This is a genomic window from Rhodococcus sp. 105337, from assembly GCF_012844225.1.
Taxonomy (GTDB): domain Bacteria; phylum Actinomycetota; class Actinomycetes; order Mycobacteriales; family Mycobacteriaceae; genus Rhodococcus.
The window spans coordinates 57,951-81,282 of the sequence record NZ_JABAGQ010000004.1 but is presented as its reverse complement, the minus strand read 5'-3'; the positions used below and the strand labels follow the sequence as shown (position 1 = coordinate 81,282).

Below are 23,332 nucleotides of genomic sequence, written 5' to 3'. Positions count from 1 at the left end.
CAGAGGCGGTTCCCTCATGACGAGTTCACCGACATCGCCACCGGTCTCGGACGGAGGTTTCTCCGTCACGGACCCGCAGGAGTCGCTCGACCGCCTCTTGCGGGATCTGCGTACCCGCACCGAGGGCCTCTCGGCCAGAGAGGCCGAACGGCGTTTGGCCCAGGTGGGCGCGAACGACCTGGTCCGGCAGAAGGGCGAGCCGGCCTGGCGCGAGCTGCTGCGCCAGCTCGTCCATCCGCTGGCGTTGTTGCTGTGGGTGGCGGCTCTCCTCGCCTGGGTCTCCGGTTCGGGGCCGCTGGCCGTCGCGATCGTCGTCGTCATCTGCCTCAACGCAGGATTTGCCTTCGTGCAGGAGCGTCACGCCGAACAAGCCGTGGAAGCGCTGTCGGCCTACCTGCCGCCGCACGCGCGGGTGCTGCGCGACGGACAAGAGACTCAGGTCGAGGCGCACCTGCTGGTGCCGGGTGATGTCGTGGTCGTCTCCGAGGGCGACCGCATCTCTGCGGATGCTCGGCTGTTGTCGGGGGCGGTGGACATCGATACGTCGACACTGACCGGTGAATCCGCGCCGGTCGAGGTACGCGTCGACGCCGGCAGCACCGATGTGCCCCTCATCAGGGCACGAGACGTGGTGTTCAGTGGAACCTCCTGCACGGCGGGCGAGGCCACCGCAGTGGTGTTCGCGACGGGCATGCGCACCGAACTCGGCCGGATCGCCGCCCTGTCGCAGCGAGTGGGGCACGAGGAGAGCCCGCTCGAGAAGCAGGTCAAGCGGGTGGCGCAGCTCATCGCGCTGGTGGCGGTCGGGATGGGGATCGCCTTCATTCCGCTGGGCACCATCTTCGCGGGCTTGTCGCTCTCACAAGCCGCCGATTTCGCGATCGGGTTGCTCGTCGCGAACGTCCCCGAGGGACTGTTGCCGACGATCACGCTCGCCCTGGCGGTCGGGGTGCGGATCCTCGCCCGGCGGGGTGCCCTGGTCAAACGGATCTCCGCGGTGGAAACACTCGGTTCGACGAGCGTGATCTGCACGGACAAGACCGGCACGCTCACGCTCAACGAGATGAGCGTGGTGGAAATGTGGACTGCTGCCGGTGTCCTCGACTTCGACGGGTCGCCGGAGCGCCCGGCACCCGACACGCCGCCGGCTCGCCTCGCCTGGGCTGCGGTGTGCTGCAGCAATGCGACGATCCGCCGCAAGGACACATCCGGTGACGATCAAGGCACCGGGGACCAGACCGAATTGGCGCTGCTCCGTGCGGCCGAGGCGATGGGTGTCGACGTACCCGCCGAGCATTCCGGTCGCCGGGCGCTCTACTCGTTCGACTCCGTGCTGCGCCGCATGTCCACGGTCGATGACGGTCCCGGCGGTGCCTGGGTGCACACCAAAGGTGCGCCGGAGGTCGTGCTCGCCCGCTGTACACGGATCGCGGTCGGCGTGGGCGGCGACCGCGAACTGACGGACGCCGATCGCCTCGAGGTCGAGGGTGTCGTCGATTCGTGGGCACGACAGGGACGACGCGTCCTCGCGCTTGCCGAACGCCGTCTCGATCCCGAAGCGGGGTCGCTGCCCGAACGCGACGACGCCGAACACGACCTGGTGTTGCTCGGTGTCGCCGCCATGATCGATCCGCCCCGCGCAGAGGTGCCCGACGCGGTCGCGCGATGCCACGACGCCGGGATACGCCTGATCGTGGTCACCGGCGATCACGCGCTGACCGCCCGAGGTGTCGGCGAGAGCGTCGGTATCGGGCGGGGCGGACTGACCGTGCTCGGGGGTGACGAGGTCGACCGCATGTCCGACCGCGAACTCGACGCGGTCCTCGCGACTCCTGGCGAATTGATCTTCGCGCGCAGTTCGCCGGAGTCCAAGCTGCGGATCACCGACGCGTTGCAGGGTGCCGGCTACATCGTGGCCATGACCGGCGACGGCGTGAACGACGCTCCGGCGTTGCGCCGCGCCGATATCGGTATCGCGATGGGCAAGTCGGGTACCGATGTGGCGCGCGAAGCGGCCACGATGGTTCTCACGGACGACAACTTCGCGACCATCGTGACTGCGGTCGAGGCCGGCCGCAGGGTCTACGACAACGTCCGCAAGTTCATCGTCTACATCTTCGCGCACACCACCCCGGAGGTCGTGCCGTTCCTGTTGTACGCGTTGAGTGGCGGGGCCATACCTCTGCCGTTGACCGTGATGCAGATTCTGGCGATCGACCTCGGGACGGAGACGGTGCCTGCTCTGGCGCTGGGACGTGAACGCGCGGAGCCGGGACTCATGGAACGCGCACCCAGGACGCGGGCCCAGTCGGTCATCGACCGATCCATGATGGTCCGTGCCTGGCTGGTGCTCGGCGGTGTCTCGACGGTGCTGGTGCTGGCGCTGTTCCTCGGCACGCTGGTGGCCGGGGGATGGTCGCTCGGCGCCGACGTCGACTCCGGTCCGCTGCACCACACCTGGCAGCAGGCGACCACCATGACGTTCCTGGCGATCGTCGCGTGCCAGATAGGCACCGCCACGGCGGCCCGCACGCAGCGTGCATCGCTCGCCGACATCGGGTTGTTCACCAACCCGTTGTTGTTGTGGGGCATCGCATTCGAGGTGTTCTTCGCGGCAGTGATCGTGACGGTGCCGGTACTCCGGGAAGTGTTCGGTACTGCGGTGCCCGAGTGGTGGCAGCTCGCGCTGTTGCTGCCGCTTCCGGTCGTGGTGTGGGGATGCGACGAACTCCTGCGCAGAAGAGCCCGCCGCCACGCCCGATGAGCGGCCCTGCGAGGGTTCGCGCGACGTCAGCTCAGCGCAACGGTGCACCCGGGCTGCAAAGTGGCTGTCCGGTCGCGGCACATCACCTCGATCGGGCGGTGGTCTCCGGGCCCGGCGGTGACCTCCACCTTCCGGCCGTGGACCGATACCTGGAGGTTGTGTCCGCGGTAGCGCATCGGGAACTCCAGCGCACCGAGGCTTTCCGGCCACTGCGGGTTCAAGATGAGGTGGTCGCCTCGTGTCTCGAGTCCGGTGAAGCACCGTTGCAGCAGGTCGATGCTTCCCGCCATCGCCGCAAGATGGATGCCCTCCCGGGTGGTGCCACCCTGAATATCGGTGACATCCGAGACGAGAACTCTCTCGAAGTACTCCACGGCCTCGTCGCGATGGCCGCGCGCGAGGACCCACGAGTGCACCACGGCGCTCAGGGTCGATCCGTGGGACGTGCGCGCGAGGTAGTAGTCGATGGTGCGGGGGATCGCGGCCGGTTCGAACCGGTAACCCGCGCGTCCGAGCAGGTCTCGCAGTTCGTCGGCCGAGAGTACGTAGAACAGCATCACCACGTCGGCTTGTTTCGAGGCGCGGTACCGGTTGACATCGTCGCCTTCCGCCTCGAGGATCCGGTCCAGTCGCTGAATGTTTCCGTACCGCTCGCGATAACCGTCCCAGTCGAGTTCGGCCAGATCGGCGTATCCCTCGAATTGGCTCAGTACCCCGTCGTGGAACGGAACGAACATCCGCCGGGTGACATCGGTCCACCGGGCGAGTTCGTCCGCGTCGAGGTGCAGACTGTGCATCAGGTCGGTCCGGTCCGGATCAGGAAGTGTGGCAAGCGCTTCCATCGCACGAAGAATGACCCATATCGCCATCACGTTGGTGTAGGCGTTGTTGTCGATGCCGTCGTACGGAGCCTCGGGGTACCCGGAGTGGAACTCGTCCGGTCCCACGACCCCGCGCATCACGTATCGGGACCGAGTGCTGTCGTACGTGGCGAGACTCGCGAAGAACCGTGCGATCTCGACCAGCATCTCGGCGCCGCACTCACCGAGGAACGCGAGATCCCCGGTGACCTGGTAGTACTGCCACACGTTGAAGGCCACGGCAATGCCGATGTGATGCTGCCGCGCACTGGGGTCCGGCAGCCACCGCCCGGACCGCGGATTGAGGTGCCACTGCTGGCTCTCTTCCCGTCCGTCGCTTCCGGATTGCCACGGGAACATCGCGCCCTGGTAACCGGCGGCACGGGCCGCGCGGCGTGCCTCCGGCAGCCTGCGGTACCGGTACATCAGCAGGGACCGGGTCAGCGACGGTTTCCTCAGGTTGAGCACCGGGAAGACGAACAACTCGTCCCAGAAGATGTGTCCGCGGTAGGCCTCGCCGTGCAGGCCGCGGGCCGGGACACCCGCATCGAGATCGGCGGTGTTCCGCGACAGGGTCTGGAGGAGATGGAGCATGTGCAGACGCAGAATCCGGGACTCATCCGGCCGATCATGGAGAGTGATCCGGGTCCGGTCCCACAGGAGTTCCCACGCCCGCACGTGACCGTCGAGGATCTCGTCGAACGTGCCCGACGCCGACAACAGGCGGGTGGCCGCGTCGGCAGGATCGGAGACCGCACGGTCGCGACCGGTGAACACGGTGGCCAATTTGTCCACCGTGACGGTTCGACCCTCGTCGACGCGGACAGCGACGATATGGCCGATGCTGCCGTCATTCTCGAACAACTGACAGGTGGTGTCGTGTCGCTCGCCGTTGGACCGGACGGTGGTGCGTGCTGCCGTCGCCACCGGGACATGCGACTGGTTCGTCCGCATGCTCAGCACCACCGAACCGGGCGACACCTCGCGCGCGTCCACCGGGACGAGATGTCGATCGGCCAGGTCACGGTATCGGTCGACGAGCGCGTTGCGGACCGAACCGTCGAGCGAAGATCTGAACTCCACGAGGCCCGACCAATCGTGCGCCACCACCGTGGTCTGGAGCGCGCCGATATGCGCCAGATGCATCGCGACGAACCGTCGCTGGACCACTGTGGTCGTCCGCCCGGCGGCGTCGCGATACTGCACCCGGCGGGTGAGAACCGCCCGGCGCAGGTCGAGGTACTGGCGGTAATCGAGCAGTTCGACCGCGTCCACGTCGAACCACGGTCCACCGTCGATCCGGAACGTCAGCGGCAGCCAGTTGGGCGTGTTCACCAGGCTTTCGTTGACGAGCGTCATGCCCGGACGGTCGTCCTGCAACCGGTTGAACAGGCCGGCGACGTACGTGCCCGGATAGTGGGTCGGACCCGCGACTGCTTCGGGCGCACACCCGCGCGTGGCGAAGAACCCGTTTCCCACGGTGCAGAGTGATTCCCGGAGTTTCTCGGAATCAGGGTCGTAGTCGTCGTAGAACAGCGTCCACGCACCGGCCCGGGACGCATCCGGCGGGTTGCGCTCGAGCATGTCGCCGACCAGATCCAGCAGCTCCTGCACCCCGGCCGCGCCGTTCACCGCGAACCGGGCGGCGCTCCGTCGATCCTCGCCGGCCTCGTGCCGGACCACGACCCCGATCCCGCCGCGGGGCAGCGCATCGAATGCGTCCTCGTCGGTGCGATCGCCTCCGATGTATACGGGCAGCACCGACTTCCCCTGGGCGATGTGTTCGAGCACCCAGTGCAGTGCTGTGCCCTTGTCCCGCCCAGGCGCGGGACTGATTTCCCCGCCATCCGGGTGACCGGATGCTCGGTCGGCACCGGTCCCCGTCGCGAGTACGGCAGGGTGTTCGTACTTCTCGCCGGCCGGTCCGGCGAGTTCGAACCCGTGTCGGCCCGCGTACCACAGGCCGGGTATCCCGAGCCGGTCCTGCAGGCCCGTCAGGTCTCGTCTGCTCAGCACCACAACGATGCATGTTTCCGCCAGCCTCGCCAGAGCGCTCCGAAGGTTTTCGGTCGGCTCGGTATCCGCCGTGGCGGTGTCGAGGTCGAGTAGCAGGACCGGTTCGTGGAGCCGCAGGAACGCCGCCAGTTCCGCGTCGGACGCGGCGGCGTCGGGGATGTCCGAGAGGGGGCGATCATCTGCCCGCAGTCCGATCTCGCCGAGATCCCGGACCACCACGTGTGTGCCCGCGACGATCGGATCCCGCTCGCCTCCCTCCCGGTCGACTTCGATGACCAGGGCGAACCCGGCACGATGCCCGGGGTGCACCCCGTGCTCGCCGCGGGCTGTGACGAGCACGGCGGACGACGGCCTGGCGCCCAGGCGTGCCGCGGCCCCCTCGGGTGTCGTCTCGTTCACCGCGACGGACAGCGGCCCGCTGAGGCCCGCGGTCTCCAACGCTTCCTTCGCGTGTCCGCTGGGGGAGAACACCGCCATCCCCACACCGGCACTGTCCAGTCGGCGCAGCAGTGCCGTCACCGGGTCTGCTCGTCCCTCGGTTTCGTCGGGACGGGACGTTCCGGTGCCCTCGGCACCGGAGAACGACGCGACACCCGGAACGACCCCGAGATCGACGACCACCGCGCTGTGATGCCGCAGGTCGATGAGCGGCCGGTCAGCGGTGTCACCCTCGTCGTTCTGCACAGTGCCTCCCGGACGGAACGAGAACAGTCTTCCCACCTTCCACCGGACAGTAGCCCGGTGATGCGGGCGCGAGTTCGAAAAGGACGAGACCTATCGATACTGCGGAATAGAGCGTCCGGCACCCGGAGAGGACACGGCGCGGTATCGGAGTTGCGTCGGCTGGGACTCGACTCGCGGAATCGTTAACACCCGTGGTCGTCCCTGCGACATGTCATACGTCGGGGTACCCATCCATTCGGTCATCGAATTGAGGCACCCACCATGCGAAAAGCATCTCCATTCCTCGCCGCGCTGTTCGGAACGACACTGCTCGTGGCTGTGGCCGGCGGAGCCGGGGCTCAACCAGCGGGCAGTACCGAAGAGTCCGCACCGACGGTGGCAACGACCCAGCCCACGACGACACCACCGCCGTCGACGACGCCACCGACGACGACACCACCGCCTACAACGACTCCGCCACCGACGACGAAACCCCCGTCGACCACGCCGCCGCCTACAACGACTCCACCACCGACGACGAAACCTCCATCGACGACACCACCGACGACCACACCACCGCCCACGAAACCGCCGTCATCGACGACGCCGCAACCGACGCACCCGCACAGCACCGTGCCGCCGCATGCTCCGGTTCCGGATAGTCCGAGTGCCCCGCCGGTCCATCGCAATCCCGATGCGCGGGTGCCGGTGCAATCCATCCCTGCCGGATCGATTTACGGTCGCTGACATGCGGGCACGACCGAGCATCACCGTTGTGTGCGCAGCCGCCCTTGTATTTCTGGGCGGCTGCGCCACCACCTCCGATCCGGATACTGCCTCCGTCCCGGCGTCGGTGACGGAGGGCAAGAAGGACATGCCGCCACCGGTCGAGGCGATCGCCGACGACCCGGCAGCACCGGTGTCCCTGACGCTCGACGGCGTCACCGCGCCGACCGACCCGGTCGCCACCGACGCGAGCGGCACATTGCTCCCCCCGCAAGATGTTTCACGACTCGGCTGGTGGGTGGACTCTGCGATGCCCGGCGGGGGGAGCGGTGCGATCGTGGTGACCGGACACGTCGACGACGTCGATCAAGGCGACGGGTTCGCCGCGCGATTCGCCGACGTGCGCGAAGGTGACGAATTGACCGTGTCGGCCGGTGACGGGCGCACACGCGAGTACCGCGTGGACCGGTTGCTGAGCGTGGGCAAGGAGGGAAACCTCCCGCTCGACGAAATCAACCGGCTCGATGGTCCTGAAACGCTGCTGCTCATCACCTGCGGCGGGGAATTCGTCGGACCGCCGCTCGGTTATGCGAACAACGACTTCGTGTTCGCGGTGCCGACCGGTCCCGCCGCGGAGGTACCTGCCCCGTAGCGTGCGGCAGCAACGGCTCAGGCGGCCGAAAGGAATACGGAGCCCCGTCCGCAACGGCCGGCCGTCACTTCTGTGGTTCGACGCCTGCCGAATCGTCGCGCGGGTGCTTCACCGAATCCGCCGTCATTCGTGCTCGCACGAGTTCCGTGCGCGCGGCATCGAGTTCTGCCCGGCACCCGGCGACTTCGGTGCGCAGATCGTTCAACTCGGCCCGCAGCTCGTCGCTGCGCTCGCGGGAGGCCGTCTCCGCGGCGCGGGAGGTGGCGGCCGAGACCCGGGCCTGCTCGAGGTGATCCCGAAGCTCGGCGTTCCGGTCGCGTTCGGCGCCGAACTCGGACTCGAGGCGGGCGACGGTTGCAGACTCGCGTTCGAGCGCGGCCCGAACCCGACCGAGTTCGTCGCGTGTCTCGGAGAGTTCGGTGCGGATGCGATCTCGTTCGGCGGCGGTGTCGTCGAGCGCGCGACGGCCCCCGGTGAGGTCGGCCTCGAGTTCCTCGATGGTCTCCCGGTATTCGGCGGCGACCCGGTTGTGCTCGGACTCGGCATCGGCGAGCCGGCCCTGAAGATGTTGCAGCGTGTCGGCATGGTCGTCGCCCACCCGGGCGAGTTCTTCCTCATGGGCCTGCTGGAGCCGACGGACCTGTTCGGCGTGGGCGGCCCGCGCGTCCGCGAGTTCGGCGTCGACAGCGACGACCGCCGCATCGGCGTTCTCGCGATCCTCGGTGGCCTGCGCGAGCTGTTCGCGCAGTCGCGCGATCTTGGCGTCGGCGTCGGCGCGGACCTTGGCCAGTTCGGTCGCAGCTCTGGTCATCTGCGCTTCGACGGCCTCTGCGTCGGTCAGCTTGTCGACCGCTTCGGTGATACGGGCCGCGATTGCTGCGTACTGCTCGAGTGTCGTCGCGGTGAGAGTCCGCAACGCCGTCGTGGTTGTAGCCAGGGTGGAAATCGCGTCGTCGGGTGTGGATGCCTGCGCAGCGGCGGGGGAGAGCGCCGCTTGTTTCTTGGCACGTTCGCGCTCGCGGTGGGCACGTACCCGGTCAGCGGCCGACGCGTACTTGCGGGGCCGGCCCACGCGCGCGGGTGCACCTTCAGGTTGCCCGGACGGACCCCCGCCGTGGTCGTTTTCCGGGCGAGAGGTATCGGGGGAAGAGGTGCTCATGGGGGTCCTCGTGTCTGGGATGCGCGTCCGACGCCGCTTATCGGGCTATTCACCACCCTAATCTACGTTTTGTATCCTTACAAGAACGAAATGAATTACGAAACGAAATGAAATGAAACGGGCTGAACAGGGAAAACGGTGACACAGGAAGATACGAAACTAATAAGTAACGAAGTCGATCCGTCAGAGGCGACGTGATGGACGTCCCGAACGCGCCCGCGAGGGCCTAGCGTCTGATCGTCATAATTCCCTCTTATAGTGAGTTGCTACCCGACTGGAGGGAAAAACTGTGCACCCCTTCCGGGAGCCTTTTTGATGGCCGACCGGGAGACGGGCAACCTGCCGCGCATGAGATGGGGCCGCCCGCGTCGAGATCGAGCTGTCCCTACGCTGGTGGCGATCGGGAACTTGTTCAGGGTGCTCGTCGTCACAACGATCGAGTGGGCGGGGTGATCGGGTGGGCGGGGTGCTGGTGGACTCGATTGATCGGATCGCGTATCTGCGGTTACACGGAGGTCTCTGCTTGGGAGATGACGGAGGAGTTCACTCCGACGGCCGACGAAGCCGAATGGCCGATGCCGGCGACCTCCGCGGCGTCGGTGAGGCGAAACGGTGGACGCTGTTGGCGAAGCGTGATCCACCGCCCTCCACGAGGTGCTGTCGGAGGTGCGCGAAGCCATCGCCGCACCGAGGTGGACAAGGACGCCGTGTAGCTGGTGGAGCCGATGTCGGTGCCGGCCCAGCGAGCCGGGCGGCTCGCGCTCGGCTACAAGGCTTACTCGTCGATCTAACCGGTCATGATGAAATCGCGGGGCATTGAGGCAGTGACCGCCGAACCGGACGTCCAGAACGAAACCGCTGCCGCAAGGGAAGTCGGGGTGGTCGTCCGGTCCGATTCGATGTAGAGAAGTACAAGTGGTCGCAATGTCGTCGAGAGAGCGATCCTTCACCGCCGTCAAGCAGTGACGAAAGTCGGCCGCCCGCTACAAAACAGATGCACTCTTCCTACGCCAACGTTGCTCTCGACCGCCGTCGCTCCCGTTTCGAGCAACCCATGCTCACCATCCGCGACCGTCCTGCTTCGGCCGACGACCGGGTCGAAGCAAGCCACTGGGAGGGTGATCTCATCATCGGCAAGGAAGGCCATTCGGCGATCGGTACTCTCGTCGAACGACGTACCCGCGTGGTCCGGCTGTTGCACTTGCCTCGGCGCGACGGGGTGAGTGTGCGTCGAGCGTTGGCGGAGCGATTGAAGGATTTGCCCCAAGAACTGCTGCGGTCGATTACCTGGGATCAGGGCACCGAGATGGCACGTCACGGTGAGGTGACTGCCGCGTTGGGTGTGCCGGTGTACTTCTGTGATTCTCGATCGCCGTGGCAGCGGGGCTCGAACGAGAATATGAATGGGGTGCTGCGGGATTACTTTTCAAAGGGCACCGACTTGAGCGTGCACTCACTCGAGCACCTGATGGCCGTCGAGAAGGAACTCAACGACCGTCCGCGCCGGGTTCTCCAAGACTGCTCCCCGGCAACACTGTTCGGCGCACTGCTAACCTCTGAGCCACCCCGAGTGTTGCAACGATGACTAGAACCCGCCCCGGCATACCTGCTCAGACTTCGACCGGAGCCGACATCGGGCGATCCTGCACGTCACCGGCTGTCCTGGCGTGTTGATGCGCCGGCATCTGGAGGGCTGTACGTTCTCCTCCCCGCCTGGTCGCAGCCACGGTCCGTGGAGCCCCGCCGGAGGTTGTGCCGTAGAGGAACCTGTCCCTTCGACGTGGAATCCCGGGTCAATTCCCGGTCGTAGGAAGTTCGACGGTGAAGCAGGCTCCGTGGCCGGGTCCGTCACTGTGGGCCCGGATACGGCCGTGGTGAGCCTCGACAAGGGCTCGGGTGATGGTCAGGCCGATGCCGCTGCCACCGTGCCCGCGGTCGCGGGCGGTGTCGGCGCGATAGAACCGGTCGAAGAGATGCTCGAGGTGCTCGGAGGCGATGCCCGCGCCGGTGTCGGCGACGGTGATCTCCACTCGATCGGGACCGGATCGCCTGCTGGTGACGGTGACGGCACCGCCGCAAGGGGTGTGTCGCAGGGCGTTGTCGAGCAGGTTGCCCAGCACCTGACCGATCCGATCGGGATCGACCGTCACGGCCATCGAATCGTCGATGCGGCTGATCAGTGTGACGCCTCGGCTGTCGTACTGTTCGTGGACGGCACCGACGGCAGAAGCAACGAGTGCACCGGTAGTGGTGGGCACCGGACGGATGCGGGTGAAGTGTTCCTCGGCGCCGGATACGGCGGTGATGTCCTGAGCAAGACGGCCCAACCGGTGGGTGGCAGCCCGCAACACCTGCCGGGTGTCGTCGTCGAAGGTGCGTACGCCGTCATCGAGGGCTTCGAGATAGGAGTCGAGGGTGGCGATCGGGGTGCGCATCTCGTGGCCGAGATCAGCGAGCATCCGGCGGCGGGTGGCCTCGGTGGCGTCGAGGCGGCGGGCGAGTTCGTTGACGGTGACGGCGAGCTCGTCGAATTCGCGGCCGAGTCCGGGGCTGTACACGCGAGTGTCGTAATCGCCGCCGGCGATCCGGGCGGCCGATGCGGTCACCGCCGTCAGCGAGTGTTGGACGCGTCGGGTGATGTACCAGCTCACCGCCAGCGCCAGCAGCACCGCGAGCGCGACCGCCAGACCCCAGGCCAGGATGATCGCCCAGGTGAACGCCCGCTCGACGTGGCCGGCCTGACTCGAGTTGTGGTCGATGCCGGCCTGCCCGAGATGATCGTGGAAGATTCCGGGCGCGAGAGCGGAAGCGACAAGCCAGGCACAGACCGCGCACCCGACCACCACCACCGTCAATGCCAGGAACAGTCGGGTGCCGAAGCTCGACCCGGAGAAGTTGAGCCACACCGAGTCTCGCCGAGCAGCAATCGATTCGGTCATGCTCCGGTACCCATCTTGTAGCCGACCCCACGCACGGTACGCACATAGCGGCCGCGGACGGCATCGTCGCCGAGTTTGCGACGCAGATGACCGATGTGCACGTCGACCAGGTGCTCGTCCCCGATCCAGCTCGGCCCCCAGACTGTTTCGATCAGCTGAGCCCGGGTGAACACCACCCCGGGATCACGCGCCAGGGCGGCGAGGACATCGAATTCGGTGCGGGTGAGCGCCACCGGCGCGCCGTCGACGGTGACCTCACGTCCGTCGATGTCGAGCGCCAGCTCACCGAAGCCGCGGGTCTGCGGGGCAGCCGCAGGCTCGGTTCGCGCGGTGGTGGTGTGGGTGCGGGGCCGACGCAACATGGCCTGGATACGGGCGATCAGCTCCCGGGGGCTGAACGGTTTGCTCATATAGTCGTCGGCCCCGACCGACAGCCCGATGAGGGTGTCGATCTCTTCGGTGCGCGCAGTGAGCATCACGACATAGGCATCGGAGAAGGTTCGCAGTTGCCGGCACACCTCGACCCCGTCCAGACGGGGCAACCCCAGATCGAGGACCACGACATCGGGGTCGACCTGCCGGGCCAAAGTGACCGCGTCGGCGCCATCGCCGGTGATCGAGGTCTCGAACCCGTCGCGTTCGAGATACGAGCCGATCAGGTTCGCCAACGGCGACTCGTCCTCGACGACCATCGCCCGCAACCCGGTCGGTGGACGCTGCGGCGCCACCGAGTCGCCGGCTGCGGTGGGGGTGCGAGCGAAGGACTCCATGGCGTCCATCTTCACCAGCGCGCACCACTGCTGGCGCTGCCGTACGGCTTCTTGAGCAAATCTTCATACGACCTCCACAGGAATCGGGGGGTCCACACGCCAGGCTGAAGACACGAACCGGGGAAAGGAGACGACCATGATGGGCTGGGCAGGTGAGCTGACCTGGAGCGGATGGATCGTCATGGCCGTGTGCATGGTCGCGTTCTGGGTCGTGGTGATCTACCTGATGGCCATGATGTTCCGCACCGACCGCGGCACCGGGCCAGTCCGCACCACACGGGACACCGATCCGCTGCGGCTGCTCGAAGAACGTTTTGCCCGCGGCGACATCGACTGCGGCGAATTCGTGGCCCGTCGGCAGATGTTGATCCATGGCGGTGAGGTCCCCTCGACCGAGCCTCGGAAGGGACGAGTGAGTGGCTAGGATGACCCGTCGATCCTTCCTCGTCGGATCGGCCCTCGAGCAGAAGTGCCGCCGCCCGGGCCGGCAGGTGGTCTCGGCCCCGCTGACGCCGCGTCCCGTCGAGCTCGCATTCCGGGCTGCAGTTCAACCGCGGCCTGTGCGGCGCTCTGGTCATCGATGATCCGAACGAGCCGGGCGCCCGGGCAGCGAGCCCGGATCCGATTCATCTACGCCGGCGCGGAAACCGCGTTCCGCGCCGCCCTGTGACCATTAGAGGAAAGGACGACCTTCCATGAACAAGAAGACCCTCGCCGTCGGCGCCACCGCACTCGCGTTGGTCTTTGCAGCGGCGGCGTGCAGCGACTCCGACACCGGCACCACTGCCGCAACCTCGAGCGCCACCATCTCGGCGACCGCCTCCCCTGCGGAAGAGACCCCAGCACACAACCAGTCCGATGTGATGTTCGCCCGGATGATGATTCCGCACCACGCCCAGGCGATCGAAATGAGCGACACGCTCCTCTCCAAGAATGGTGTTCCCGAGCCGGTGACCGCGCTGGCCGAACAGATCAAGGCTGCCCAAGGCCCGGAGATCGATGAGATGATCTCCTGGCTCGAGCAGTGGGACGAACCGCAGATGCCGGGCGGCATGCCCGGGGCAGGGCACAACATGCCCGAAATGACCTCTACGCCCATGACTTCGATTCCCGGCATGGGCCGCGGCATGCCCGATACGGAGGACATGCCCGGCATGAGCGGCATGATGAGCGCGCAGGACATGCAGGCGCTGTCCGACGCGCAGGGCACCGAGGCCACCCGTCTGTTCCTGACCCACATGATCGCCCACCACGAAGGCGCGATCGACATGGCCCAGGCCGAAATCCGACGCGGGCAATACCCCGGCGCCATAGAAATGAGCCGCACCATCGTCGACGCCCAGCAGCGCGAGATCGACACCATGCGCCAGTTGCTGACCACCCAATAGCCGGCACTCACCGCGCCCCTTGCCGACCCGCCACCGTCAGGAGCTTTTCTCGATACCGCACCCCGAGTACGGGCACCCCCCAACCGGACCCGGCGTCCGCCGGGCAGGAACAGCATGATCTGCACGCCGGGCACGGGGCACACGGGGAGATGTTCCGCCGCCTCGACCTCGACCCTGCTTACCTGGCTCGCACCTGAGACGGCACTCGACCGATCCGAAACGAGGGTCATCTTCTTCTGTCGAGTTGTCCCTGTGCCGGTGGGCGAGTGTCCTGGTTCCTGTTGCCGCGGTGATAGTGCTCGCCAGTCGTGGGACCGGTGAACAATCGGCCGCGACCACCCAGCCGGCCGTGGTATCGGAGGTGCCCGGCGCAGCGTCGGAACCGCACTGGGCGGGCGCAGGGCAGGTCGTCTGGTTGCGTCCGGGCATCCGGGTCCGTCGAGTTCGGCGCCGAATCCGCTGGGGCTGATCGACAGCACCGACGGGGGACGCACCTCCACGGTGTTGCCCGGCGCTCCGCCTGTGGCGTTGCTCTCCACCTCGTCCAGGACGGTTCGGTCGCAACCGGACCCCTGCCGTGCCGGGTGCGATGGTCCAGGCGCCCTGGAGGGAGCAGGCGATCGGCGCGCGTCGACTCGAAGGTCAAGCCGAACCCGGATCCCCTGATCGTCGGTAGTCCATCTGCCGGGCCACGTGGCGCGCGAGGTCGTCGTCGACGGAAGAGACCAGGTGCAGGGCGAGGTCGATGCCCGCCGAAATACCGGCGGAGGTGTAGATGCCTCGATCGTGCACCCAACGGGGCCCGTCCAGCACCGTCAACTCGGGAAAGCGACGGGCGAGGTCGTCCAGGTCGTCCCAGTGCGTGGTGACGCGGTGGTCGGTCAGCACACCCGCCGCCGCGAGCAGGAATGCCCCGGTACACACCGAGGCGACGATCGGTGTCGACGCTCGTGCGGCGATCCAGGTGAGCAGGTCCGGATCGGTCTCCGCGCTGTGCGTGACACCTCCCGGCACGAGCAGCACATCGAATTCCGGTGCGGTGGCAATCGATACGTCGGCGCACACCCGCAGACCGCCGCGGGCGGTGACGATAGGCCGATCCGGATATGCGGACACGAGTGTCGCACCGGCGCTCCCACGGGGACTACCCGCCGAAAGGCGCGCGGCCACCGAAAACACCTCGAACGGCCCGAACGCGTCGAGCACCTCGACGTCGTCGTAGACGAGGATGCCGTACCGAGTCGCTGCCACGGCGCGATCGTATCGTCGCCGCCGCGCGGTGAGTGCGCGCGGCCGGCGGGGACACTTCAGCGGGCCGGGGCGCCGAACCACCGCGTGAGGCGACTTTCCGCATCCCGCTGGTCCTCGCCTACCCATGCCACGTGGCCGTCCGGGCGCAGCAACAGCGCTGGTACGTCCAGTTCTTCGCAGGGATCGACGATGTGGTCGACGCGGTCGGCCCAGCCCGCCACCGACAGGCGACCGGTGCGGTCGAGCAACAGTCCTCGGCCGGCGTGCAGCTGCTCGTAGAGCCGCCCGCGTTCCAGGCGTACATCCCTCATGTGCCTGCCGACCAGGTCGTGCGGGTCGCCGAGGTCGTAGCGGACTCCGATCGCGGTGACCTTCTCGACCAGGTAGCGGTTCACCACGTCGAAATCCATCAGTTGCGTCACCAGGCGGCGCACAGACTGTGGGCCCGGTTCGACGGACATCAACTCCATCATCGCGCGGGTGGTGTCGAGTACGTCGGCGGCGACCGGGTGCCGCTCGTCGTGGTAGCTGTCCAGCAGTGCCTCCGGCGCCCACCCGCACACGGCGCCGGCCAGCTTCCAGCCGAGATTGAACGCGTCCTGGACACCGAGATTGAGCCCTTGCCCACCGGTCGGTGGATGAATGTGCGCGGCATCGCCGGCCAGCAGCACCCGGCCGACGCGGTAACGCTCTGCCAACCGGGTGCCGTTGCCGAACCGGGACAACCAACGCGGGGAATGTGCGCCGAAGTCCGTACCCGACACACTCCGCATCTGGTTCCGCAGTTCGTCGAGGGTCGGTGGGACCCTGCGGTCTTCGGCCACCCCGGCAGCGGGCACGATGACCCGATAGCGCCGCCCCTCACCCACAGGCATCGCGCCGAACCGCAGCTGCGTCTTCCGGACTTCGGCACTCACGGCGGCGATCGTCTCCGGCGTCGCGGTCAGTTCCACCTCGCCCAGCAACGTGTCCACCGTGGACGGTTCGCCGGGGAACGCAACCCCGAGCAGCGTGCGCACCGTGCTGCGACCACCGTCGCAGCCCACCAGATATCGGCAGCGCAGCCGCGTTCCGTCCGTCAGCACCGCGGTGACACCGTCGTCGTCCTGCTCGAGTCCGACGACCGTGCAACCGCGCCGGATCGACGCGCCCAGTTCGGATGCGCGTTCGGTCAGCAGACGATCGGTGACGGGCTGGGGGATGCCCAGGACGTACGGATGTGTGGTGTCCAGACCCTGCGGGGCCGGTGCGGGAATGCCCGCGAAGAAACCGCCCACCGCGTGCTTCTTTCCGTGCGAGAGGAACCGCTCGAGCAGTCCGCGCTGGTCCATCACCTCGAGGCTGCGCGCGTGCAGCCCGAGCGAGCGCACGACCGGGGTCGGCTCCGTGTCCTGTTCCGGTACGACCACCTGCAATCCGTGCAACCGAAGTTCGGCCGCCAGCATCATGCCGGTCGGCCCGCCCCCGACCACGATGACGTCGATCATGAGAACCCCCATTCGTCCGAAGTGGATCCGGTGCGCCGGCCAGGCGGCGATGCGGCGTGGATGCCGCGCAACCCTGCATGTGTGCAGGTCCTGGCCTCGAACGGCGATTGTGCAGGACGCCGGGGGTCTTGCCGCAAGACCGGGGGTGAGCTATACCTTGAAAGGGGCAGGGAGCGCACGACTCCTTGCCTTCGTCGTTTCCGACGTCCCTCCTGTAGCCCGATCCGTCCGGCCGCACCCGTCGATCCGCATCTGGGCACGCGCGGGCCGTGGCCCCCGAATGGGTGACATCGGGCATCTGCGTCGAGTTGTGGTTACCGTTGTGAGGGTGATCACATGCTGACCCGTCTGATCGTCGCGTACCTGTCGCGTTATCGCGCGTACGTCGTCGCGGTGGTAGCACTGCAGTCCGTCGCGACGGCTGGGATGCTCTACCTGCCGACGCTCAACGCCGACATCATCGACAACGGCGTCGCGAAAGGTGACACCGGATACATCATGCGCATCGGCGGGTGGATGCTCGTGGTGGTGCTGCTGCAGGTGATCTGCACCGTCTCCGGTCAGTACTTCGGTGCCCGCGGCGCGCTCGCCGCCGGCCGCGACATCCGGCACGATCTCCTGCACCGGGTGAACACCTTCTCCGCGCGGGAGGTCGGCACGTTCGGCGCTCCGTCGTTGATCACCAGGAACACCAACGACGTTCAGCAGATCCAGCTTCTCCTGGTGATGAGTTCGTTCGTTCTGGTCACCGCGCCGATCATGTGCATCGGCGGCATCGTTCTGGGCATGCGCGTCGCGCCGGGGCTGGCCTGGCTGCTGGTGGTGGCGGTGCCCGTCCTCGGTCTGACGATGAGCCTGATCATCCGGGTGACGATCCCCGGGTTCCGCTCCATGCAGGCGTTTCTCGACAGCGTGAATCGCGTCCTGCGCGAACAGATCACGGGCATCCGGGTCGTGCGCGCCTTCGTTCGGGAACACCACGAGATGGAACGCTTCGGGGTCGCCAACGACAAACTGGCCGACGCGACCCTACGGGTCGGACGAATGATGGCACTGATGTTTCCGGCGGTCATGTTCATCACCAACGTGACGACCGTGGGGATCATCTGGTTCGGTGGCCACGCCGTGTCCGACGGGAGCGTGGAGATCGGCGCGCTGAGCGCGATGATCACCTACGTCGTGCAGATCATGATCTCGGTGATGATGGCGTCGTTCCTGGCGATGATGGCCCCGAGGGCGGCCGTTTGTGCGGACCGGATCGGGGATGTTCTCGCCACCGAAACGTCGGTGGTGCGGCCGGCCGACCCGGCCGGGTTCGCCGCGGATCCGGCGACCGTCGACTTTCGCGCCGCCGAGTTCCGATACCCGGGTGCCGACCAGCCGGTACTGCACGACCTCACCTTCCTCGTCGCGCCCGGCACGACCACGGCCGTCGTAGGGTCGACCGGCTCGGGGAAGACCACCCTGGTGGGGCTGGTGCCGCGCTTGATCGATGCGACGGCCGGGTCGGTGCTCGTCGGCGGCACCGACGTCAGGCGACTCGATCCCGACACGCTGCGATCGGTGATCGGATTGGTCCCGCAACGGGCGTACCTGTTCTCCGGCACCATCGCCTCGAATGTGCGGCACGGAAAGCGTGATGCGACGGACGAGGAGATCTGGGAGGCGCTACGTATCGCGCAGGCCGACGAGTTCGTCCGTGCGATGCCGCTGGGCCTCGACACTCCCGTGGCCCAGGGCGGCACCACGGTCTCGGGTGGGCAGCGCCAGCGTCTGGCGATCGCCCGGGCGCTCGTCCGAAGACCCGCCGTCTACGTGTTCGACGACGCGTTCTCCGCGCTCGACCTGTCGACCGACGCGCGCCTGCGGTCCGCGCTGCGGCCGGTCACCATGTCCGCTGCGGTGATCATCGTTGCCCAGCGCGTATCGACCATCATCGACGCCGACCAGATCGTGGTACTCGATCGTGGACGGATCGTCGGACTGGGCCGGCACGACGAGCTGGTGGAGACCTGTCCGACCTACGCGGAGATCGTCGGGTCGCAGCTCGCGGTCGAGGAGCAGGTGTGACGGGCCCCGCCGCACGGCACGCGGCCACCGCACCGATCCAGAAGCCCCGGTCGTTCGGACCGTCGGTGAAACGGTTGATGCACCGGCTGGTGTCCTACCGCGGTTTCGTGGTCACGGTGCTGCTGGCCACCGTCGGATCGGTGATCCTGTCCGCGATCGCGCCCCGGGTTCTCGGGCACGCCACCGACTTGATCTTCAACGGCGTGGTCGGGCGGATGCTTCCGGCCGGTGCCACGAAGGACGAGGCCGTCGACGGGCTTCGCGCGCAGGGGCAGGACACCTTCGCGGACATGGTGGCGTCGATGGACCTCACCCCCGGTGTGGGCGTCGACTTTTCGGCCGTCGGTCGAGTGCTGATGATCGTGCTCGGGCTGTATCTAGGCACCGCGCTGCTGTCGTGGATCGGCGCCTATCTGCTCAACATCGTCGTCGTCGGCACGATCCGGCGGTTGCGCTCGGATGTGGAAGCGAAGCTGCACCGGTTGCCGTTGCGCTATTACGACACCATGCCGCGCGGCGATCTGCTCAGTCGCGTCACCAACGACCTCGACAATCTGTCCCAGAGCCTGCAACAGACCATCTCGCAGGCACTCAACTCGGTCCTCACCGTCGTCGCGATCCTGTTCATGATGTTCTGGATCTCGCCGCTGCTCGCACTCATCGCGCTCGTGACCGTCCCGTTGGCGCTCGGAGCAACGGCCCTGATCGCCCGCAGGTCCAAACCGCATTTTTCCGCGCAGTGGTCCTCTACGGGAAAACTCAACGCCCAGGTGGAGGAAGCCTTCACCGGTCACGACATCGTGCAGGTGTTCGGACTGCAGGCCGAGGTCGAGCAGGAGTTCGACACCCGCAACGACAAGCTCTACAACTCGAGCTGGCGGGCCCAGTTCATCTCGGGCCTGGTGCAACCGGCCATCATGTTCATGGGCAACCTCAATTTCGTCGCGGTCGCCGTCGTCGGCGGACTACAGGTCGCCTCGGGGTCACTGAGCTTGGGGTCGGTGCAGGCCTTCATCCAGTACTCACGCCAGTTCACTCAGCCGCTCACCCAGATCGGTGCGATGTTCAACCTCCTCCAGAGCGGAGTCGCCTCCGCCGAACGCATCTTCGACATCCTCGACGCCGACGAGCAGACCCCCGATCCCGCCCGGCCGCAGAGCCCGTCGACCGACAACGGGCGCATCGAATTCGACGACGTGTCGTTCCGGTATGTGCCGGACAAGCCGCTCATCGAGAACTTGTCGCTGGTGGCCGAGCCCGGCCACATGGTGGCCATCGTCGGCCCCACCGGTGCGGGCAAGACGACCCTGGTCAACCTCATCATGCGGTTCTACGACGTCGACTCGGGAACGATCCGCGTCGACGGTGTGGATTCGACCGCCATGACCCGTGACGACCTGCGAGAACGCACCGGGATGGTCCTGCAGGACTCCTGGCTCTTCGGTGGCACCATCTACGACAACATCGCATACGGCGACCCGTCCGCGTCCCCGGAGCAAGTGCGCGAAGCAGCCGAGCTGAGCCACGTCGACCATTTCGTGCGTTCCCTGCCCGCCGGGTACGACACGCTGCTGGACGAGGAAGGCGGCGGGGTCAGCGCCGGTGAACGGCAGCTGATCACCATCGCGCGCGCATTCCTCGCGAAGCCGGTCGTCCTCATCCTCGACGAGGCGACGAGTTCCGTGGACACCCGCACCGAACTGCTGATCCAGCAGGCGATGGCGACCCTGCGCACGGATCGCACGAGTTTCGTGATCGCGCACCGGTTGTCGACGATCCGCGACGCCGACGTCATCGTGGTCATGGAGGACGGGCGCATCGTCGAGCAGGGCAACCACGAGGAGTTGCTCGCCGCCCGCGGCGCGTACTACGAGCTGTACCTCAGCCAGTTCACCGGCCCGGCGGACTCGGCGGTGGGCGCCGGGCCGGCGTCGACCGTCGAGCATGCGTGACGACCGCACCCCGACAACGCCGACGCGCGGCCCGACGCCACGAATTCGGCGTCACAGTGGCAGGATCGAGCCCGTGAGTTCCGCGAACCTGACCCGATCCGAAACCGCTGCACGCGCCCGTGCCGTCGACGTGCACTCGTACGAAGTCGAACTCGACCTGCGCGGCGCGGTGGACCCGCAACGCACGAACTTCCCGGTGGTGACGACGATCGAGTTCACGTCCTCGACCGACGAGACCTGGATCGATTTCCTCGGCGACTCGGTCGAGTCCGTCACCGTCAACGGCGAATCCGTCCCCGTGGTGTACGACGGAGCGCGCATCACCATCGGCGGTCTGCGCGAAATCAACGTGGTGAGTGTCGCGGCGACCGGACGATACAGCCGCTCGGGGGAGGGCCTGCACCGGTTCGTCGACCCCGTCGACGGGGAAACCTACCTCTACACCCAGTACGAACCGGCCGACGCCCGCCGGGTGTTCGCGTGCTTCGAACAACCGGATCTCAAGGCACCGTTCACGTTTGTGGTGGCCGCCCCCGAACACTGGCAGGTGCTCTCCAACCAGGTCGCCGAGCGACAGCGGTCCACCGAGGGCGCACAGACGGTCACCTTCGCGCCCACCCTGCCGATCTCGACGTACATCACCGCGATCGTCGCCGGTCCCTACCATCGCGTCGACGCGATCTGGACCAGGGACGACCTCGAGGTGCCGCTCGGTGTGTTGTGCCGCGCCTCCCTCGCCGAGTATCTCGACGCCGACGAGATACTCGAGATCACCGCGCAGGGGATGGACTACTACGCCGATCACTTCGAGTTCCCGTATCCCTTCACCAAGTACGACCAGGTGTTCGTCCCCGAGTACAACCTCGGCGCGATGGAGAACCCGGGATGTGTCACCTTCACCGAGGCCTATGTGTTCCGGGGGGTGGCCACCGACGCGCAACGTCAAGGTCGGGCCAACACGATCCTGCACGAGATGGCGCACATGTGGTTCGGCGATCTCGTCACGATGAAATGGTGGGACGATCTGTGGCTCAAGGAGTCCTTCGCCGACTACATGGGAGCGCTGGTCAGCGCCGAGGCGACCGAGTTCCGTGACGCCTGGGTCTCGTTCGCGAACCGGCGCAAAGCGTGGGCGTACCTGCAGGACCAACTGCCCACCACCCACCCGATCGTCGCCGACATCGTCGATCTCGAAGCCGCCAAACTCAACTTCGACGGCATCACCTACGCGAAGGGCGCCAGCGTCCTGAAACAGCTGGTCGCGTATGTCGGCCGCGACGCGTTCTTCGACGGCATCCGCCGCTACTTCCACGCACACGCCTTCGGCAACACCACCCTCGGCGACCTGCTGTCCGAACTGTCCGCGGCGTCCGGACGCGACCTGGCCGAATGGGCCCGGCACTGGCTGCAGACCACCGGCGTGACCGCACTGAGCCTGGAACGGGCCGGCGACCGCTGCGAGATCGTGCAGTCCACACCCCGCCCGCACCGTCTCGCGGTCGGCATCTACGACTTCGACGATGCCGGCGACCTCGTCCGTACCGAACGCCGGGAACTCGATGTCGCCGAGAGCCGCACCCGCCTCGATCTGCCCGACGCACCGCTGACACTGCTCAACGACGACGACCTCACCTACGCGAAGATCCGGCTCGACGAGCACTCGCTCGCCACCGTCGACGAGTCCCTCGACCGGGTCCGGGACCCGCTCGCACGCGGGCTGGTGTGGTCGGCACTGTGGAACGCCACCCGCGACGGAGAACTCGCCGCGGCGCGGTACGTGTCGATGGCACAACGCTTCTCGCCGAGCGAGGAGAACCTGGCACTGCTCGCATCGGTCCTGGCGAACGCACCGGCCGCCATCGAGCACTACCTTCCGGCCGCCGAGCGGCCGTCGGCGCGCGCCGACTGGCTCGAGGCCGTGTGGGCGGGCCTTTTCGCTGCGGAACCGGGGAGCGGGGCGCAGCTGTCCTTCGCGCGGGCGCTGGCCGCGGCGGCCGAGACCGCGGACCATCGCGCCGCCGATATCCGCGGCATCCTCGAAGGCAGCGGGGCGCCGACCGGGCTGGCGCTCGACCCCGATCTGCGCTGGGCACTGTGGACGGCGCTGAGCGCGACCGGGAACGCCGACGAAAGCGACCTCGCCGAGGAGTTGCGCCTCGACGACACCGCAACCGGACGCACCGCCTACCTGCAGGCCCAGGCCGCGCGACCCCGCGCCGACGTGAAGGCCCACGCCTGGGCGTCGGTCCTCGCGGACCGCACTCTCACCAACGATCACCTCGACGCCGTCATCGGGGGTTTCCGGGCGGGTGCGCGGCGCGACCTCACGGCCCCGTACGACGCCGACTACTTCGCGGTGCTCCGCGACACCTGGGCCGACCGGAGCATAGAAATCGCCCGCCGGATCGTCGTCGGGCTCTTCCCGCCCGCCGATACCCTCGACCCGGTGGACGCCTGGCTGGCCGCCAATTCCGATGCGCCGGCGGCGTTGCGGCGTCTGGTCGTCGAGCAGCGCGACCACCTGGCCCGGGACCTGCGCGTCCAGAAACTCAACACCCCGTGACCGGACTCGATCCGCGGTCAGTCCCGGACGTCGTCTCGGGCGACCTTTCTGCGTCGTCGGCTCCGGCCGTGC

15 protein-coding genes and 1 pseudogene are annotated in these 23,332 nt (G+C 67.3%); 9 read left to right on the top strand and 7 right to left on the bottom strand.

Annotation, left to right across the window (positions count from 1 at the left end):
• Nucleotides 1–16: 16 nt before the first annotated feature.
• Nucleotides 17–2,764 carry a cation-transporting P-type ATPase gene (locus tag HF886_RS08645; RefSeq protein ID WP_169652088.1) on the top strand — a complete coding sequence of 916 codons (2,748 nt, stop codon included), beginning with the start codon at nucleotides 17–19 and terminating at the stop codon, nucleotides 2,762–2,764.
• Nucleotides 2,765–2,790: 26 nt separating this feature from the next.
• Here HF886_RS08645 and HF886_RS08640 read toward each other — a convergent pair whose 3' ends face one another.
• Entirely contained in the window at nucleotides 2,791–6,117 is a 3,327-nt protein-coding gene (locus tag HF886_RS08640) for a trehalose-phosphatase (protein ID WP_169652206.1), read from the bottom strand.
• A gap of 545 nt (nucleotides 6,118–6,662) precedes the next feature.
• Nucleotides 6,663–7,022: a hypothetical protein gene (locus HF886_RS08635; RefSeq protein ID WP_169652087.1), complete on the bottom strand. Its 360-nt coding sequence runs from the start codon at nucleotides 7,020–7,022 to the stop codon at nucleotides 6,663–6,665.
• A gap of 29 nt (nucleotides 7,023–7,051) precedes the next feature.
• On the opposite strand from HF886_RS08635, the gene HF886_RS08630 reads away from it, so the two are divergent.
• Complete coding sequence (locus tag HF886_RS08630) at nucleotides 7,052–7,681, top strand: class F sortase (RefSeq protein ID WP_169652086.1); 630 nt, start codon at nucleotides 7,052–7,054, stop codon at nucleotides 7,679–7,681.
• Between the two features lie 64 nt (nucleotides 7,682–7,745).
• Here HF886_RS08630 and HF886_RS08625 read toward each other — a convergent pair whose 3' ends face one another.
• Nucleotides 7,746–8,840, bottom strand: coding sequence for a hypothetical protein (locus HF886_RS08625; protein WP_206038644.1), 1,095 nt, complete (start codon nucleotides 8,838–8,840; stop codon nucleotides 7,746–7,748).
• Between the two features lie 994 nt (nucleotides 8,841–9,834).
• Here HF886_RS08625 and HF886_RS08620 point away from each other — a divergent pair.
• Nucleotides 9,835–10,425 carry an IS30 family transposase gene (locus tag HF886_RS08620; protein WP_169652085.1) on the top strand — a complete coding sequence of 197 codons (591 nt, stop codon included), beginning with the start codon at nucleotides 9,835–9,837 and terminating at the stop codon, nucleotides 10,423–10,425.
• Between the two features lie 208 nt (nucleotides 10,426–10,633).
• Here the strand turns inward: HF886_RS08620 and HF886_RS08615 are convergent, their stop codons facing one another.
• Both HF886_RS08615 and HF886_RS08610 read right to left on the bottom strand, forming a co-directional pair.
• The gene (locus HF886_RS08615) at nucleotides 10,634–11,779 is read right to left on the bottom strand and encodes an ATP-binding protein (protein ID WP_169652084.1); all 1,146 of its coding nucleotides are present in this window, start codon (nucleotides 11,777–11,779) and stop codon (nucleotides 10,634–10,636) included.
• Nucleotides 11,776–12,471 (bottom strand): response regulator transcription factor, encoded by a 696-nt coding sequence (locus HF886_RS08610; protein ID WP_169652205.1) that lies wholly within the window; start codon nucleotides 12,469–12,471, stop codon nucleotides 11,776–11,778. The genes HF886_RS08615 and HF886_RS08610 overlap by 4 nt, the downstream gene beginning before the upstream one ends.
• 214 nt (nucleotides 12,472–12,685) lie before the next feature.
• Between HF886_RS08610 and HF886_RS08605 the strand changes: the two genes are divergently transcribed.
• The 3 genes and pseudogenes from HF886_RS08605 to HF886_RS21055 form a co-directional block, all read left to right on the top strand.
• On the top strand, nucleotides 12,686–12,973 hold the full coding sequence (locus HF886_RS08605) for an SHOCT domain-containing protein (RefSeq protein WP_169652083.1): 288 nt from the start codon (nucleotides 12,686–12,688) through the stop codon (nucleotides 12,971–12,973).
• Nucleotides 12,974–13,244: 271 nt separating this feature from the next.
• Entirely contained in the window at nucleotides 13,245–13,937 is a 693-nt protein-coding gene (locus HF886_RS08600) for a DUF305 domain-containing protein (RefSeq protein ID WP_169652082.1), read from the top strand.
• A 408-nt stretch (nucleotides 13,938–14,345) separates the two neighbouring features.
• Nucleotides 14,346–14,438 (top strand): annotated as a pseudogene (locus tag HF886_RS21055) (exo-alpha-sialidase); the annotation flags it as partial.
• Between the two features lie 141 nt (nucleotides 14,439–14,579).
• Here HF886_RS21055 and HF886_RS08590 read toward each other — a convergent pair.
• Together HF886_RS08590 and rox are read right to left on the bottom strand one after the other, a co-directional pair.
• Nucleotides 14,580–15,188, bottom strand: a complete 609-nt coding sequence (locus HF886_RS08590; protein WP_346765328.1) for a DJ-1/PfpI family protein — start codon at nucleotides 15,186–15,188, stop codon at nucleotides 14,580–14,582.
• Nucleotides 15,189–15,244: 56 nt separating this feature from the next.
• Nucleotides 15,245–16,675 carry a rifampin monooxygenase gene (gene rox, locus HF886_RS08585; protein ID WP_169652080.1) on the bottom strand — a complete coding sequence of 477 codons (1,431 nt, stop codon included), beginning with the start codon at nucleotides 16,673–16,675 and terminating at the stop codon, nucleotides 15,245–15,247.
• A 336-nt stretch (nucleotides 16,676–17,011) separates the two neighbouring features.
• Between rox and HF886_RS08580 the strand changes: the two genes are divergently transcribed.
• From HF886_RS08580 to pepN, 3 genes are all read left to right on the top strand, one after another.
• Nucleotides 17,012–18,745: an ABC transporter ATP-binding protein gene (locus HF886_RS08580; RefSeq protein ID WP_169622247.1), complete on the top strand. Its 1,734-nt coding sequence runs from the start codon at nucleotides 17,012–17,014 to the stop codon at nucleotides 18,743–18,745.
• A 77-nt stretch (nucleotides 18,746–18,822) separates the two neighbouring features.
• Complete coding sequence (locus HF886_RS08575; RefSeq protein ID WP_169652204.1) at nucleotides 18,823–20,697, top strand: ABC transporter ATP-binding protein; 1,875 nt, start codon at nucleotides 18,823–18,825, stop codon at nucleotides 20,695–20,697.
• A gap of 73 nt (nucleotides 20,698–20,770) precedes the next feature.
• Nucleotides 20,771–23,260, top strand: a complete 2,490-nt coding sequence (gene pepN, locus HF886_RS08570) for an aminopeptidase N (protein ID WP_169652079.1) — start codon at nucleotides 20,771–20,773, stop codon at nucleotides 23,258–23,260.
• The last annotated feature ends 72 nt before the right edge of the window (nucleotides 23,261–23,332 follow it).